The following is a 13,641-nucleotide window of genomic DNA, read 5'->3' on the forward strand; positions in this document are numbered from 1 at the left end:
GGAATGGCGAAGACATATTTGAAGAAATGGTTAATCGGTGGAGTTGACCAATGGATTATGATCAAAGAAGATCATACTAGTGAAGCGAAGCCTGTTCTATTATTTGTACACGGTGGGCCAGGTTCTGCTCAAATCAGTTATATTAATTCGTTTCATGAGGAGCTTAATCGAGATTTTACAGTGGTTCATTGGGATCAACGAGGAGCAGGACTTTCCTATCAAAAGAATCTCCCCAATACGTCCATGACCATTCAGCAATTTATTGAAGATACGATTGAACTGACAGAGAAAATCCTTTCATATCTAGGTCAATCAAAATTGTACATCGCCGGATATTCATGGGGGTCATTAATCGCCATACAAGCTGTACATAAGCGCCCAGATCTATATCATGCATATTATGGAATTAGTCAGGTAGTAGATGTATTAAAAGAAGATATTGTGTCGTACGAGCTTCTTTTGAAGAAATACGATCGAAATCGGTTGTTTGCTTGGTGTCTGCGATTACTGACGCCTCCTCCGTGGAAACGATTATCGGCTCATGCTCTATTCTCTCTATATAAAGAGCTTGGGAGCGTAGGTCTCACACATAAGTGGAAGCCGCTCCTTCAAATGCTACACAGTTTTATTTTTAGTAAAGAATATCAGCTCAAAGATAAGTGGAAATTCCTGAAAGGACAGAAATTTAGCCAGGACATGCTATGGGATGAATTGATGAATGAGAGCATTGAATACCGAGTTTCTACTATATTAATACCTTGTTACTTTATCATTGGTGAATATGACATGATTACACCAGCTGCTGTATCAAAACCATATGTTGAGCAATTAAAAGCACCAATCAAAGAATGGTTCACCTTTAAAGAATCTGCACATTCCCCGCAGCTAGAAGAACCAGAAGAATTTATTCGCACTATCAAAAAGACTGCTGTACATCATCTTCAGGGAAAGCTTGATTTATAGGCTGAACCCCTGTATAATATGAAAAGTGTGCAAATCATAAATTTATCCGATTTATTATTGCAACACGCAGGCCAATTTGGTACAATAGTGCATGTTGGTCTTTGACTGCGATGAAGTGAGAGGTTGCTGACACACCCGGCCGCTTTGCCATGGCAAGGTGATCAGGTTTTTCTCACGGAGAACTGTCTAACGTAAGTAGGCGAAAAGGAGGGAAAATAATGGCAAAACAAAAAATTCGTATTCGTTTAAAAGCATATGATCATAGAATTCTTGATCAATCTGCTGAGAAGATTGTTGAAACGGCTAAGCGTTCTGGTGCTAGTGTATCTGGTCCAATCCCGCTTCCAACTGAAAAATCAGTTTACACAATCCTTCGTGCGGTGCATAAGTACAAAGATTCTCGTGAGCAATTTGAGATGCGTACTCACAAACGTCTAATCGACATCGTGAATCCAACTCCACAAACAGTTGATGCACTTATGCGTTTAGATTTACCATCTGGTGTAGATATCGAAATCAAACTTTAATTCAAATAGAAAACACATATTATAGGAGGTGTGACTAATGACCAAAGGAATCTTAGGTAGAAAAATTGGTATGACGCAAGTATTCGCAGAAAACGGTGATCTTATCCCTGTAACTGTTGTTGAGGCTGCTGCTAACGTTGTCCTTCAAAAGAAGACTACTGACACGGATGGCTATGAAGCAATCCAAATCGGTTTTGACGACAAACGTGAAAAGCTTTCTAACAAACCAGAAAAGGGCCACGTTGCTAAAGCGGAAACTGCTCCTAAGCGCTTCGTAAAAGAATTACGCGGTGCGGAGTTAGATGCGTATGAAGTTGGTCAGGAAGTCAAAGTTGATATTTTCGCAAATGGAGATATCGTAGATGTAACAGGAACATCAAAAGGTAAAGGATTCCAAGGGGCTATCAAGCGCCACGGACAATCACGCGGACCTATGACTCACGGTTCACGTTATCACCGTCGTCCTGGTTCAATGGGACCTGTTGATCCAAACCGAGTATTCAAAGGCAAACTTCTTCCAGGTCGTATGGGCGGAGAGCAAATCACTGTCCAAAACCTTGAGATCGTTAAAGTTGATGCAGAACGCAATCTTCTATTGATCAAAGGAAATGTACCAGGAGCTAAAAAATCTCTAGTAACTGTAAAGAGTGCAGTTAAATCTAAATAACTCTCTTAGGAAAGGAGGAAACAAGTCATGCCAAAAGTAGCATTATTTAACCAAAACGGTTCTACTAACGGTGAAATCGAATTAAACGCTTCTGTGTTTGGAATTGAGCCAAACGAAAGCGTAGTATTCGATGCTATTCTTATGCAAAGAGCTTCCTTACGTCAAGGAACTCACAAAGTAAAAACTCGTTCTGAAGTACGTGGCGGAGGTCGTAAGCCTTGGAGACAGAAGGGTACTGGTCGTGCTCGTCAAGGTTCTATCCGTTCACCACAATGGCGCGGAGGCGGTATCGTATTCGGTCCAACACCACGCAGCTATTCTTATAAATTACCTAAAAAAGTTCGCCGCTTGGCTATCAAGTCAGTATTGTCTTCTAAAGTAATCGACAACAACATCATCGTTCTTGAAGATCTGACTCTTGATGCAGTGAAAACGAAAGAATTCGCAGGCATCCTTAAAGGATTATCTGTCGAGAAGAAAGCGTTGATCGTCACTGCGGATGCAAACGAAACAGTTGCTTTATCTGCTCGTAACATCCCTGGAGTAACAGTTGTTGAAGCTAACGGTATCAACGTTCTTGACGTTGTCAACCACGAGAAACTTCTGATCACTAAAGCAGCGGTTGAAAAAGTAGAGGAGGGACTTGCATAATGAAAGATCCTCGTGATGTTCTAAAGCGCCCTATCATTACTGAACGTTCTGCTGATCTAATGACAGAGAAGAAGTACACGTTCGAAGTTGATGTCAGAGCTAACAAAACAGAAGTGAAAGACGCTGTTGAAGAAATCTTTGGAGTGAAAGTTGAGAAAGTCAACGTTCAAAACTACAAAGGAAAATCTAAACGCGTTGGACGCTACACTGGTATGACTAGCCGTCGCAGAAAAGCGATCGTGAAATTAACTGCTGACAGCAAAGAAATCGAAATTTTTGAAGCGTAAATCTTAAAAAGAAGGAGGGAAATTCAAAATGGCGATTAAAAAGTATAAACCAACCAGTAATGGTCGTCGTGGCATGACTACTTCAGATTTTGCTGAAATCACGACTGACAAACCAGAAAAATCGTTGCTTGCGCCGCTTCATAGAAAAGGCGGACGTAACAACCAAGGTAGAATGACTGTTCGTCATCAAGGTGGCGGTCATAAACGTCAATACCGTATCATCGACTTTAAGCGTGATAAAGACGGTATACCTGGACGCGTTGCTACAATCGAGTATGATCCAAACCGTTCAGCGAACATCGCTCTTGTAAACTATGCAGATGGTGAGAAACGTTACATTCTTGCTCCGAAAGGAATCCAAGTTGGTACTGAAGTTACTTCTGGACCAGAAGCTGACATCAAGCCAGGTAACGCTCTTCCACTTATCAACATCCCAGTTGGTACAGTTGTGCATAACATTGAATTAAAACCAGGTAAAGGTGGACAATTAGTTCGTTCTGCTGGTACTTCTGCTCAAGTTCTTGGTAAAGAAGGTAAATACGTTCTTGTACGTTTGAACTCAGGAGAAGTTCGTATGATTCTTTCTGCTTGCCGTGCGACTATCGGTCAAGTTGGAAACGAGCAACACGAATTAATTAACATCGGTAAAGCTGGACGTTCACGCTGGAAAGGCGTACGCCCAACAGTTCGTGGTTCTGTAATGAACCCTAACGATCACCCACACGGTGGTGGTGAAGGACGTGCTCCAATCGGACGTAAATCACCAATGTCTCCATGGGGCAAACCGACTCTTGGATTCAAGACTCGTAAGAAAACCAACAAGTCTGATAAATTCATTGTACGTCGTCGTAAAAACAAGTAACGGGGTTGTCTACGGTTCATTTAGGACCGTAGTTCAATCACGAAGGGAGGTTCCACAATGGCTCGCAGCTTAAAAAAAGGACCATTTGTTGATGATCATTTGATGGCTAAAGTCGAGAAATTGAATGAAACTGACAAAAAGCAAGTCGTAAAAACTTGGTCTCGTCGTTCTACAATTTTCCCACAATTCATCGGTCACACAATCGCTGTCTATGACGGACGCAAACATGTACCTGTTTTCATTTCTGAAGATATGGTAGGTCACAAATTGGGCGAATTCGCACCAAGCCGTACTTACAAAGGTCATGCTAGTGACGATAAAAAAACAAGACGCTAATGAGAGGAGGCTTTTAAATGCAAGCTAAAGCTGTCGCAAGAACAGTCCGTATTGCTCCTCGTAAAGCACGTCTAGTAATGGACCTGATCCGAGGTAAGCAAGTAGGAGAAGCAGTTTCTATCTTAAACCTTACACCTAAGGCTGCTTCACCAATTATTGAAAAAGTATTAAAATCTGCTATCGCAAACGCTGAGCACAACTACGAGTTGGACGCTAACAGCCTAGTGATTACTCAAGCATTCGTTGACGAAGGTCCAACACTTAAGAGATTCCGTCCACGTGCTATGGGTCGTGCGAGCGCAATTAACAAACGTACTAGCCACATTACAATCGTTGTATCAGAAAAGAAGGAGGGATAATCCGTGGGTCAAAAGGTAAATCCAGTAGGTCTTCGTATTGGCGTCATTCGTGATTGGGAATCTAAATGGTTCGCAGGAAAAGATTACGCTGACTTCTTACATGAAGACTTGAAAATCCGTGAATTCATCAGCAAGCGTTTGTCTGACGCGTCTGTTTCTAAAGTAGAAATCGAACGTGCTGCAAACCGCGTAAATATCACAATCCACACGGCTAAACCAGGTATGGTAATTGGTAAAGGCGGATCTGAAGTTGAAGCACTTCGTAAAGCTCTTAACAGCCTAACTGGCAAACGTGTACACATCAACATCCTTGAAATCAAAAGAGCAGATCTTGATGCTCAGCTAGTTGCTGAAAACATCGCTCGTCAACTTGAAAATCGTATTTCATTCCGTCGTGCACAAAAACAAACAATCCAACGCACAATGCGTGCTGGAGCACAAGGAATTAAAACAATGGTTTCTGGTCGTCTTGGCGGTGCAGATATTGCTCGTTCTGAATATTACAGTGAAGGTACTGTTCCGTTGCACACACTTCGTGCTGACATCGACTATGCTACTGCTGAAGCTGACACTACTTATGGTAAGCTTGGCGTAAAAGTATGGATCTATCGTGGAGAAGTCCTTCCAACTAAGAAGAATACTGCGGAAGGAGGAAAATAATATGTTATTGCCAAAACGCGTGAAGTATCGCAGAGAACATCGTGGAAAAATGCGTGGTCGTGCAAAAGGTGGTACTGAAGTACATTTCGGTGAGTACGGTATCCAAGCTCTAGAAGCTTCATGGATTACAAACCGTCAAATCGAAGCTGCTCGTATTGCTATGACTCGTTACATGAAACGTGGCGGTAAAGTTTGGATTAAAATTTTCCCTTCTAAGCCATATACAGCAAAACCTCTAGAGGTCCGCATGGGTTCCGGTAAAGGTGCTCCAGAAGGATGGGTAGCTGTAGTAAAACCGGGCAAAGTTTTATTTGAAATTTCTGGTGTGTCTGAAGAAGTTGCTCGTGAAGCTCTTCGTCTTGCATCTCACAAATTGCCAATTAAAACGAAGTTCGTAAAACGTGAAGAAATTGGTGGTGAATCAAATGAAAGCTAATGAAATTCGTGACCTTACCACTGCAGAAATTGAACAAAAAGTAAAGTCTCTTAAAGAAGAACTTTTCAATCTTCGTTTCCAATTAGCGACTGGGCAGCTTGAAAACACTGCTCGCATTCGTGAAGTGCGTAAATCAATCGCACGCATGAAAACTGTGATTCGTCAAAGAGAAATCGCTGCTAATAAATAATAATTAGAGGGGAGGCCCCGCAAACATGAGCGAACGTAACCAACGTAAAGTGTATCAAGGTCGTGTTGTTTCTGACAAAATGGATAAAACCATCACTGTTGTAGTTGAAACATACAAAAAGCATTCACTTTATGGCAAACGTGTAAGATACTCTAAAAAGTTAAAAGCACATGATGAAAACAACCAAGCAAAAATCGGAGACATCGTAAAGGTGATGGAAACTCGTCCTTTATCTGCGACTAAACGCTTTCGTCTAGTTGAAGTTGTCGAAGAAGCCGTTATTATCTAATAAAGTTCGGATTTCTTTTTCCGAAAGGAGGTAACATTAATGATTCAACAGGAGACTCGTTTAAAAGTAGCTGACAACTCTGGCGCACGCGAAGTACTAACGATTAAAGTTCTTGGTGGCTCTGGACGTAAGACGGCTAACATTGGTGATGTCATTGTTTGTACGGTTAAACAAGCAACACCAGGAGGCGTTGTCAAAAAAGGTGAAGTTGTGAAAGCAGTTATCGTTCGTACAAAGAGCGGAGCTCGCAGAAACGATGGATCTTACATCAGTTTCGATGAAAATGCATGTGTCATTATCCGTGACGACAAGAGCCCACGTGGAACTCGTATCTTCGGACCAGTAGCACGTGAACTTCGTGACAATAACTATATGAAAATTGTTTCTCTAGCACCAGAAGTACTTTAATGAATACAATCCGCGACTCAAGGAGGTGCGATTAAATGCATGTTAAAAAGGGCGATAAAGTAGTGGTTATCTCTGGTAAAGATAAAGGTAAACAAGGAGTCATCCTTGCTGCTTTCCCTAAGAATGACCGTGTTTTAGTAGAAGGTATTAACCTTGTGAAAAAACACTCTAAACCAACCCAAGCTAACCCTCAGGGCGGAATTTCTGAACAAGAAGCGCCGATCCACGTATCAAACGTAATGCCGCTTGATCCTAAAACGGGTGAAGTGACACGTGTTGGGTATAAAGTTGAGGACGGAAAGAAAGTCCGTGTAGCGAAAAAATCTGGGCAAGTTCTAGATAAATAGTAAATAAGGAAGGGAGGTCTTTCTCATGAACCGCCTTAAAGAAAAGTATGTAAAAGAAATTACACCTGCATTAGTTTCTAAGTTTGAATACAAATCAGTAATGCAAGTGCCTAAAATCGAAAAAATCGTGATCAACATGGGTGTTGGTGACGCCGTTCAAAACGCTAAAGCAATCGATACTGCTGTTGAAGAATTAACGTTTATCGCTGGTCAAAAACCTGTCGTTACTCGTGCGAAGAAGTCTATTGCTGGATTCCGTCTACGTGAAGGAATGCCAATCGGTGCGAAAGTAACACTTCGCGGAGAGCGCATGTACGATTTCCTTGATAAACTTATTTCTGTATCTTTACCACGTGTACGTGACTTCCGCGGGATTTCTAAGAAATCTTTCGACGGTCGTGGAAACTACACGCTTGGTATTAAAGAACAGTTAATCTTCCCAGAAATTGATTACGATAAAGTAACAAAAGTCCGAGGTATGGATATCGTTATCGTTACGACTGCCAATACGGACGAAGAAGCACGTGAGTTATTAACTCAAGTAGGTATGCCGTTCCAGAAATAATCAATGAAAGGGAGGCGAAATCGTGGCTAAAAAGTCTATGATTGCGAAACAACAACGCAAACAAAAGTTTAAAGTTCAAGAGTATACGCGCTGCGAACGTTGTGGACGTCCACATTCAGTAATTCGCAAGTTTAAACTTTGCCGTATTTGTTTCCGCGAACTTGCATATAAAGGACAAATTCCTGGCGTTAAAAAAGCCAGCTGGTAATCCCCATAAATGGGAAGGAGGTTATTAAATAATGGTTATGACAGATCCGATTGCAGATTTGCTGACTCGTATTCGCAATGCGAACATGGTACGTCATGAGAAGCTAGAAGTACCGGCTTCAAAAATCAAAAGAGAAATTGCTGAAATCTTAAAGCGTGAAGGTTTTATCCGTGACGTTGAATATGTTGAAGACAGCAAACAAGGAATTATCCGTATGTTCCTTAAATATGGCCAAAACAACGAACGTGTTATCACTGGTCTAAAAAGAATCAGTAAACCTGGTTTACGTGTATATGCGAAATCAAATGAAGTACCACGTGTACTTAACGGACTTGGAATCGCAATTATTTCTACATCACAAGGTGTTTTATCGGACAAAGAAGCCCGTGCTAAACAAGCTGGTGGAGAAGTACTTGCTTACGTATGGTAAAAAAAGTTTAAGATGAATGGAGGTGCTTGGTATGTCTCGTATAGGTAAAAAACTAATCGAGATCCCTTCAGGAGTTACTGTGACAAACAACGATAACACAGTGACAGTAAAGGGACCAAAAGGTGAACTAACTCGTACATTTCACCCTGATATGGAAATTAAAATTGAGGACAGCGTCTTAACTGTAAGCCGTCCGTCTGATCATAAAGAACACCGTGCTTTACATGGTACAACACGTAGCTTAATTGCAAACATGGTTGAAGGTGTATCTAAAGGTTTCGAAAGAGGTTTAGAACTTATCGGTGTCGGTTACCGTGCAGCTAAATCTGGAAACAAACTTGTTCTTAACGTTGGATACTCTCATCCAGTTGAAATCGTTCCTGAGGCTGGAGTAGAAGTTGAAGTTCCATCTCAAACGAAAGTAGTCATTAAAGGTATCGATAAAGAGCGTGTGGGAGCTCTAGCTTCTAACATCCGCGCTGTCCGTTCTCCAGAGCCTTACAAAGGTAAAGGAATTCGTTACGAAGGTGAATTCGTTCGCCGTAAAGAAGGAAAAACTGGTAAGTAAGATCGCTTAATGTGAAGAAAGGAGTGACTCGGATGATTACGAAAACTAGCAAAAACGCTACTCGTCTTAAAAGACACGCTCGTGTTCGTGCGAAACTTTCAGGTACTGCTGAAAGACCTCGCCTTAACGTTTTCCGTTCTAACAAGAACATCTATGCTCAAGTAATTGATGATGTTAACGGTGTAACACTTGTAAGTGCTTCTACTCTTGATAAAGATTTAAAGATCGAGAATAGTTCTGACGCTGCAGCTGCTACTAAAGTTGGCGAACTTGTTGCAAAACGTGCTGTTGAAAAAGGAATCTCTAACGTGGTATTTGACCGCGGAGGATACTTATATCATGGACGTGTAAAAGCTCTAGCTGAAGCTGCTCGTGAGGCTGGACTTAAATTTTAATAAAAGAAGGAGGGACACATCCGAATGAGTCGTATTGACCAAAGCAAATTAGAGTTAGAAGAACGCTTAGTTACGGTTAACCGCGTAGCGAAAGTTGTTAAAGGTGGACGTCGTTTCCGTTTTGCAGCTTTAGTTGTTGTCGGTGACAAAAACGGTCATGTAGGTTTCGGTACTGGTAAAGCACAAGAAGTACCAGAAGCGATCCGCAAAGCTGTTGAAGATGCGAAAAAGAATTTAATTGAAGTACCAATGGTTGGAACTACAATTCCACATGAAATCATCGGTCGATTCGGTGCAGGAAACGTTCTATTGAAGCCTGCTTCAGAAGGTACAGGAGTTATCGCTGGAGGCCCAGTGCGTGCGGTTCTTGAGCTTGCTGGTCTAGCTGATATCCTTTCTAAATCTCTAGGTTCTAATACACCGATCAACATGATCCGCGCAACACTTCAAGGTTTAAGTGAACTTAAACGTGCTGAAGACGTTGCGAAGCTTCGTGGAAAATCTGTAGAAGACCTGTTAGGATAAGGAGGGAACAATAATGGCAAATAAAGTAGAAATTACCCTCAAACGCAGTGTAATCGGTCGCCCAGAAGATCAGCGTGTCACTGTTCGTACTCTTGGTCTAAAGAAAACAAACCAAACAGTCGTACATGAAGACAATGCAGCGATCCGCGGCATGATTAACAAGGTGTCTCATTTAGTTTCTGTTAAAGAACAATAAAACATTTTTAATCGATAAGGAGGTGCCCAAATGAAACTTCATGAATTGAAGCCTTCAGAAGGTTCACGTAAAGAACGCAACCGTGTTGGTCGTGGTATTGGATCAGGTAACGGTAAAACTTCTGGTAAAGGTCATAAAGGTCAAAACGCTCGTTCTGGCGGCGGTGTACGCCCTGGTTTCGAAGGTGGTCAGATGCCTTTATTCCAACGTCTTCCAAAACGTGGTTTTACAAACATCAACCGTAAAGATTATGCGGTTATCAACTTAGACAGATTAAACAGTTTTGACGAAGGAACGGAAGTAACTCCTGAACTTCTTCTAGAGACTGGTGCAATAAGCAAGTTAAAAGCAGGAGTAAAAATTCTTGGCAACGGTAAATTAGAAAAAAAATTAACTGTAAAAGCCAATAAATTCTCTGCTTCTGCTAAAGAAGCGATTGAAGCTGCTGGCGGTACAGCCGAGGTGATCTAACTTGTTTAAGACAATCTCCAATTTTATGCGCGTGAAAGATATACGGAATAAGATTATATTCACTCTTTTAATGTTAATCGTCTTTCGTATAGGTGCTTTCATCCCTGTGCCTAATGTGAACGCCGAAGTTCTCCAGGCACAGGATCAAATGAGTGTTTTCGGGATCCTCAACACGTTTGGGGGCGGGGCACTTTTCCAATTCTCCATTCTTGCAATGGGGATTATGCCGTATATCACTGCTTCGATCATCATTCAGCTCTTGCAGATGGATGTTGTTCCGAAGTTCACTGAGTGGTCAAAGCAAGGAGAGGTTGGCCGCCGAAAATTAGCACAATTCACAAGGTATTTTACAATTGTTCTAGGTTTTATCCAGGCGTTAGGAATGTCATATGGATTCAACAATATGGCAGGAGGCATGCTGATTGAAAACCCAGGTGTTTCAACGTACCTCTTAATTGCGGTCGTACTCACTGCGGGAACAGCATTTTTAATGTGGCTGGGAGAGCAGATTACTGCTCACGGTGTTGGTAACGGTATTTCGATTATTATCTTTGCTGGTATCATCGCAGGTATCCCTCAAACATTAAAACAAGTGTACGCTCAACAATTTGTAGGTGGAGATGGACAGTTGTTCATGCAAATCCTGAAAATTGCCCTTATTGTTATTGCTATTCTTGTCATTGTTATTGGTGTTATTTACATTCAAATGGCAGTGAGAAAGATTGCGATTCAATATTCAAAAGGAACTGGCCGTGCACAAATGTCTGCTAGTCAAGCAACGCACCTTCCATTGAAAGTGAATCCAGCAGGGGTGATTCCAGTCATCTTTGCCGTTTCATTCATTATTACTCCGCAGACGGTCGCATCGTTCTTCGGAACCAATAATGTGACAACTTGGATAACCAACAACTTTGACTATACTAAGCCAATCGGTATGACGATTTATGTAGCACTGATTGTTGCTTTCACATATTTTTATGCCTTTGTCCAAGTGAATCCTGAACAAATGGCTGAAAATCTGCAAAAGCAGGGTGGCTATATCCCGGGAGTTCGTCCAGGGAAAATGACTCAAGATAGAATTACGAGCATTTTGTACCGACTCACGTTTGTGGGCGCCATTTTCTTAGCCGTGATTTCAATACTTCCTATCTTTTTCATTCAATTCGCTGGATTACCTTCCGCTGCACAAATTGGCGGCACAAGTCTTCTCATTGTTGTAGGTGTTGCACTTGAAACAATGAAACAGCTTGAAAGCCAATTAGTGAAACGAAACTACCGTGGATTTATGAAATAAAACAGAGGGCTGGGCTCCTGCCCAACCTCTCTAAGTAAGGAAGGGGAAATCCGAAATGAACTTAGTCTTAATGGGGCTTCCGGGTGCTGGTAAAGGCACTCAGGCAGAACGAATTGTTGATGATTATGGGATCCCTCATATCTCAACAGGAGATATGTTCCGCGCTGCTATGAAAGAGGAGACACAACTTGGGCTCGAAGCAAAATCCTTTATCGATAAAGGAGAGCTTGTTCCTGATGAGGTCACAATCGGTATTGTTAGAGAAAGACTTGGCAAAAATGATTGTGAACAAGGTTTTCTTCTGGACGGATTTCCGCGAACAGTCGCTCAGGCTGAAGCTTTAGAAGACATTCTAAAGGACCTTGGCAGAACGATTGATTATGTCATTAATATTAAAGTCGATAAAGATGCTTTGATGGAGCGTCTGACTGGCCGAAGAATTTGCAAAAATTGCGGAGCAACATATCATTTAGTATTCAATCCACCTGCGAAAGAAAATGTTTGCGATAAGTGTGGAGGCGAGCTTTATCAACGTGCAGATGATAATGCAGAAACCGTTTCGACTAGACTTGAAGTAAACTTAAAGCAGACTGAACCTTTACTGAACTTCTATTCAGAAAAAGGATATCTTGCAAACATTGATGGTGCAAAACACATTAACGATGTATATGCAGATATCAAGGACCTGCTTGGGGGATTAAATAAATGATTATCTGTAAAACTCCTCGCGAGCTTGAGATTATGAGAGAAGCTGGACGCATTGTCGCACTGACTCATGAAGAGCTGAAGAAACATATAAAACCAGGTATTTCGACAAAAGAATTGGATCAAATTGCCGAACGTTTTATTACAAAGCAGGGTGCAATCCCATCTTTTAAAGGGTATAATGGTTTTCGCGGGAGCATTTGCGTTTCGGTGAATGAAGAACTCGTTCACGGTATTCCTGGTAAACGGGTTTTACGTGATGGTGACATCATTAGTATCGATATTGGCGCAAAGTTAAATGGCTATCATGGTGACTCTGCTTGGACTTATCCAGTTGGGGTAATCAGTGATGAAGACCGCAAACTACTGGAAGTCACAGAGGAATCTCTATATAAAGGCTTACAGGAAGCAAAGCCAGGCGAACGTCTGTCGAACATTTCCCATGCCATACAAACGTATGTAGAAAACGAGAATTTCTCAGTTGTTAGAGAATATGTTGGACATGGGGTCGGACAGGATCTTCATGAGGACCCTCAAATTCCTCATTATGGTCCGCCCAACAAAGGCCCGCGGCTAAAACCTGGAATGGTGTTGGCCATCGAACCGATGGTGAACGCAGGCAGCCGATATGTGAAAACATTGGCTGATAACTGGACGGTTGTAACGGTTGATGGGAAAAAGTGTGCTCACTTTGAGCATACGATTGCGATTACAGATACAGGTTTTGATATACTGACTAAGATTTAGGTCTTCACTGAAGCCTTTCAGGCCCAAATCGGGCAGGTTGTCTGTATAGTCCAAAGGAAAGAACAAGATCAGTATACAGGTGTCATCGGCATGTTCGGTGGCTGCCATGTACTAATCGCAGACGGAGAAAAGCGTAAATTTCATTCTCCTAAGAAAAAATATCAATCATATAACCTTTTATGGTTGCGTATCTCCGGAAGTTCAGAACAGTATATTCAAAACAGGTCGGGTGATGGATGGACAATTGAGATGAACTCATTTGGACATTTGTCAGAGAGCAAGTTACTGATTTGAAGAAGGGAGAACACTTGAATGGCGAAAGACGATGTAATTGAAGTGGAAGGTACTGTAGCAGAAACTTTGCCAAATGCAATGTTCAAAGTTGAACTAGAGAATGGTCATACAGTTTTAGCTCATGTATCAGGAAAAATCCGTATGCACTTCATTCGCATTTTACCTGGAGACAAAGTTACGGTAGAATTATCTCCATATGACTTAACTCGTGGTAGAATTACGTACCGTTACAAATAAAGCAACTCCGGAAGAAGGAGGTTG

At 41.7% G+C, this 13,641-nt stretch carries 26 protein-coding genes and 1 pseudogene; all 27 read left to right on the forward strand.

What is annotated here, in order from left to right; genetic code table 11:
• Positions 1-3: 3 nt before the first annotated feature.
• The 27 genes and pseudogenes from MKX52_RS00725 (at position 4) to infA (ending at position 13,617) form a co-directional block, all read left to right on the forward strand.
• Positions 4-963, forward strand: coding sequence for an alpha/beta hydrolase (locus MKX52_RS00725; protein WP_144504752.1), 960 nt, complete (start codon positions 4-6; stop codon positions 961-963).
• A gap of 218 nt (positions 964-1,181) precedes the next feature.
• On the forward strand, positions 1,182-1,490 hold the full coding sequence (rpsJ, locus tag MKX52_RS00730; RefSeq protein WP_003156464.1) for a 30S ribosomal protein S10: 309 nt from the start codon (positions 1,182-1,184) through the stop codon (positions 1,488-1,490).
• 37 nt (positions 1,491-1,527) lie between these two features.
• Positions 1,528-2,157, forward strand: coding sequence for a 50S ribosomal protein L3 (rplC, locus tag MKX52_RS00735; protein WP_012008703.1), 630 nt, complete (start codon positions 1,528-1,530; stop codon positions 2,155-2,157).
• Between the two features lie 27 nt (positions 2,158-2,184).
• Positions 2,185-2,808, forward strand: a complete 624-nt coding sequence (gene rplD / locus MKX52_RS00740; RefSeq protein WP_003217216.1) for a 50S ribosomal protein L4 — start codon at positions 2,185-2,187, stop codon at positions 2,806-2,808.
• The gene (gene rplW, locus MKX52_RS00745) at positions 2,808-3,095 is read left to right on the forward strand and encodes a 50S ribosomal protein L23 (RefSeq protein WP_003217016.1); all 288 of its coding nucleotides are present in this window, start codon (positions 2,808-2,810) and stop codon (positions 3,093-3,095) included. Before rplD ends, rplW begins: the two co-directional genes overlap by 1 nt.
• A 28-nt stretch (positions 3,096-3,123) precedes the next feature.
• A complete protein-coding gene (gene rplB, locus MKX52_RS00750; RefSeq protein ID WP_151020923.1) occupies positions 3,124-3,957 on the forward strand; it encodes a 50S ribosomal protein L2 in 834 nt (277 codons plus the stop codon).
• 57 nt (positions 3,958-4,014) lie between these two features.
• Positions 4,015-4,293 carry a 30S ribosomal protein S19 gene (gene rpsS / locus MKX52_RS00755; RefSeq protein WP_003216920.1) on the forward strand — a complete coding sequence of 93 codons (279 nt, stop codon included), beginning with the start codon at positions 4,015-4,017 and terminating at the stop codon, positions 4,291-4,293.
• Between the two features lie 17 nt (positions 4,294-4,310).
• A complete protein-coding gene (rplV, locus tag MKX52_RS00760; protein ID WP_007496316.1) occupies positions 4,311-4,652 on the forward strand; it encodes a 50S ribosomal protein L22 in 342 nt (113 codons plus the stop codon).
• A gap of 3 nt (positions 4,653-4,655) precedes the next feature.
• The gene (gene rpsC / locus MKX52_RS00765) at positions 4,656-5,312 is read left to right on the forward strand and encodes a 30S ribosomal protein S3 (RefSeq protein WP_003217241.1); all 657 of its coding nucleotides are present in this window, start codon (positions 4,656-4,658) and stop codon (positions 5,310-5,312) included.
• 1 nt (position 5,313) lies between these two features.
• A complete protein-coding gene (gene rplP / locus MKX52_RS00770; protein WP_003156478.1) occupies positions 5,314-5,748 on the forward strand; it encodes a 50S ribosomal protein L16 in 435 nt (144 codons plus the stop codon).
• The gene (rpmC, locus tag MKX52_RS00775; protein WP_003217155.1) at positions 5,738-5,938 is read left to right on the forward strand and encodes a 50S ribosomal protein L29; all 201 of its coding nucleotides are present in this window, start codon (positions 5,738-5,740) and stop codon (positions 5,936-5,938) included. Before rplP ends, rpmC begins: the two co-directional genes overlap by 11 nt.
• A 25-nt stretch (positions 5,939-5,963) precedes the next feature.
• Complete coding sequence (rpsQ, locus tag MKX52_RS00780) at positions 5,964-6,227, forward strand: 30S ribosomal protein S17 (RefSeq protein ID WP_012008705.1); 264 nt, start codon at positions 5,964-5,966, stop codon at positions 6,225-6,227.
• Positions 6,228-6,266: 39 nt separating this feature from the next.
• The gene (rplN, locus tag MKX52_RS00785) at positions 6,267-6,635 is read left to right on the forward strand and encodes a 50S ribosomal protein L14 (RefSeq protein ID WP_012008706.1); all 369 of its coding nucleotides are present in this window, start codon (positions 6,267-6,269) and stop codon (positions 6,633-6,635) included.
• 35 nt (positions 6,636-6,670) lie between these two features.
• Positions 6,671-6,982 (forward strand): 50S ribosomal protein L24, encoded by a 312-nt coding sequence (rplX, locus tag MKX52_RS00790; protein WP_003217151.1) that lies wholly within the window; start codon positions 6,671-6,673, stop codon positions 6,980-6,982.
• 25 nt (positions 6,983-7,007) lie between these two features.
• The gene (rplE, locus tag MKX52_RS00795) at positions 7,008-7,547 is read left to right on the forward strand and encodes a 50S ribosomal protein L5 (protein WP_003217159.1); all 540 of its coding nucleotides are present in this window, start codon (positions 7,008-7,010) and stop codon (positions 7,545-7,547) included.
• Between the two features lie 22 nt (positions 7,548-7,569).
• Complete coding sequence (gene rpsN / locus MKX52_RS00800; protein ID WP_008356542.1) at positions 7,570-7,755, forward strand: 30S ribosomal protein S14; 186 nt, start codon at positions 7,570-7,572, stop codon at positions 7,753-7,755.
• Between the two features lie 31 nt (positions 7,756-7,786).
• On the forward strand, positions 7,787-8,185 hold the full coding sequence (gene rpsH / locus MKX52_RS00805) for a 30S ribosomal protein S8 (protein WP_003217040.1): 399 nt from the start codon (positions 7,787-7,789) through the stop codon (positions 8,183-8,185).
• A 31-nt stretch (positions 8,186-8,216) separates the two neighbouring features.
• Positions 8,217-8,753 carry a 50S ribosomal protein L6 gene (rplF, locus tag MKX52_RS00810; protein WP_003217186.1) on the forward strand — a complete coding sequence of 179 codons (537 nt, stop codon included), beginning with the start codon at positions 8,217-8,219 and terminating at the stop codon, positions 8,751-8,753.
• Positions 8,754-8,785: 32 nt separating this feature from the next.
• Positions 8,786-9,148, forward strand: a complete 363-nt coding sequence (gene rplR, locus MKX52_RS00815) for a 50S ribosomal protein L18 (RefSeq protein WP_012008708.1) — start codon at positions 8,786-8,788, stop codon at positions 9,146-9,148.
• Positions 9,149-9,172: 24 nt separating this feature from the next.
• The gene (rpsE, locus tag MKX52_RS00820; protein ID WP_003217179.1) at positions 9,173-9,673 is read left to right on the forward strand and encodes a 30S ribosomal protein S5; all 501 of its coding nucleotides are present in this window, start codon (positions 9,173-9,175) and stop codon (positions 9,671-9,673) included.
• A 13-nt stretch (positions 9,674-9,686) separates the two neighbouring features.
• Positions 9,687-9,869 (forward strand): 50S ribosomal protein L30, encoded by a 183-nt coding sequence (gene rpmD / locus MKX52_RS00825; RefSeq protein WP_144523139.1) that lies wholly within the window; start codon positions 9,687-9,689, stop codon positions 9,867-9,869.
• Positions 9,870-9,899: 30 nt separating this feature from the next.
• Positions 9,900-10,340, forward strand: a complete 441-nt coding sequence (gene rplO / locus MKX52_RS00830) for a 50S ribosomal protein L15 (protein ID WP_012008709.1) — start codon at positions 9,900-9,902, stop codon at positions 10,338-10,340.
• A gap of 1 nt (position 10,341) precedes the next feature.
• On the forward strand, positions 10,342-11,634 hold the full coding sequence (gene secY, locus MKX52_RS00835; RefSeq protein ID WP_012008710.1) for a preprotein translocase subunit SecY: 1,293 nt from the start codon (positions 10,342-10,344) through the stop codon (positions 11,632-11,634).
• A gap of 55 nt (positions 11,635-11,689) precedes the next feature.
• Complete coding sequence (locus MKX52_RS00840) at positions 11,690-12,343, forward strand: adenylate kinase (protein ID WP_012008711.1); 654 nt, start codon at positions 11,690-11,692, stop codon at positions 12,341-12,343.
• Positions 12,340-13,086, forward strand: coding sequence for a type I methionyl aminopeptidase (map, locus tag MKX52_RS00845; protein ID WP_003217210.1), 747 nt, complete (start codon positions 12,340-12,342; stop codon positions 13,084-13,086). The genes MKX52_RS00840 and map overlap by 4 nt, the downstream gene beginning before the upstream one ends.
• Before the next feature lie 27 nt (positions 13,087-13,113).
• Positions 13,114-13,421: pseudogene (locus tag MKX52_RS00850) on the forward strand (RNA-binding protein).
• Positions 13,399-13,617, forward strand: a complete 219-nt coding sequence (infA, locus tag MKX52_RS00855; protein WP_003217190.1) for a translation initiation factor IF-1 — start codon at positions 13,399-13,401, stop codon at positions 13,615-13,617. Before MKX52_RS00850 ends, infA begins: the two are co-directional and overlap by 23 nt.
• The last annotated feature ends 24 nt before the right edge of the window (positions 13,618-13,641 follow it).

Source organism: Bacillus sp. FSL R5-0422 (assembly GCF_038610765.1).
GTDB lineage: Bacteria > Bacillota > Bacilli > Bacillales > Bacillaceae > Bacillus > Bacillus pumilus_O.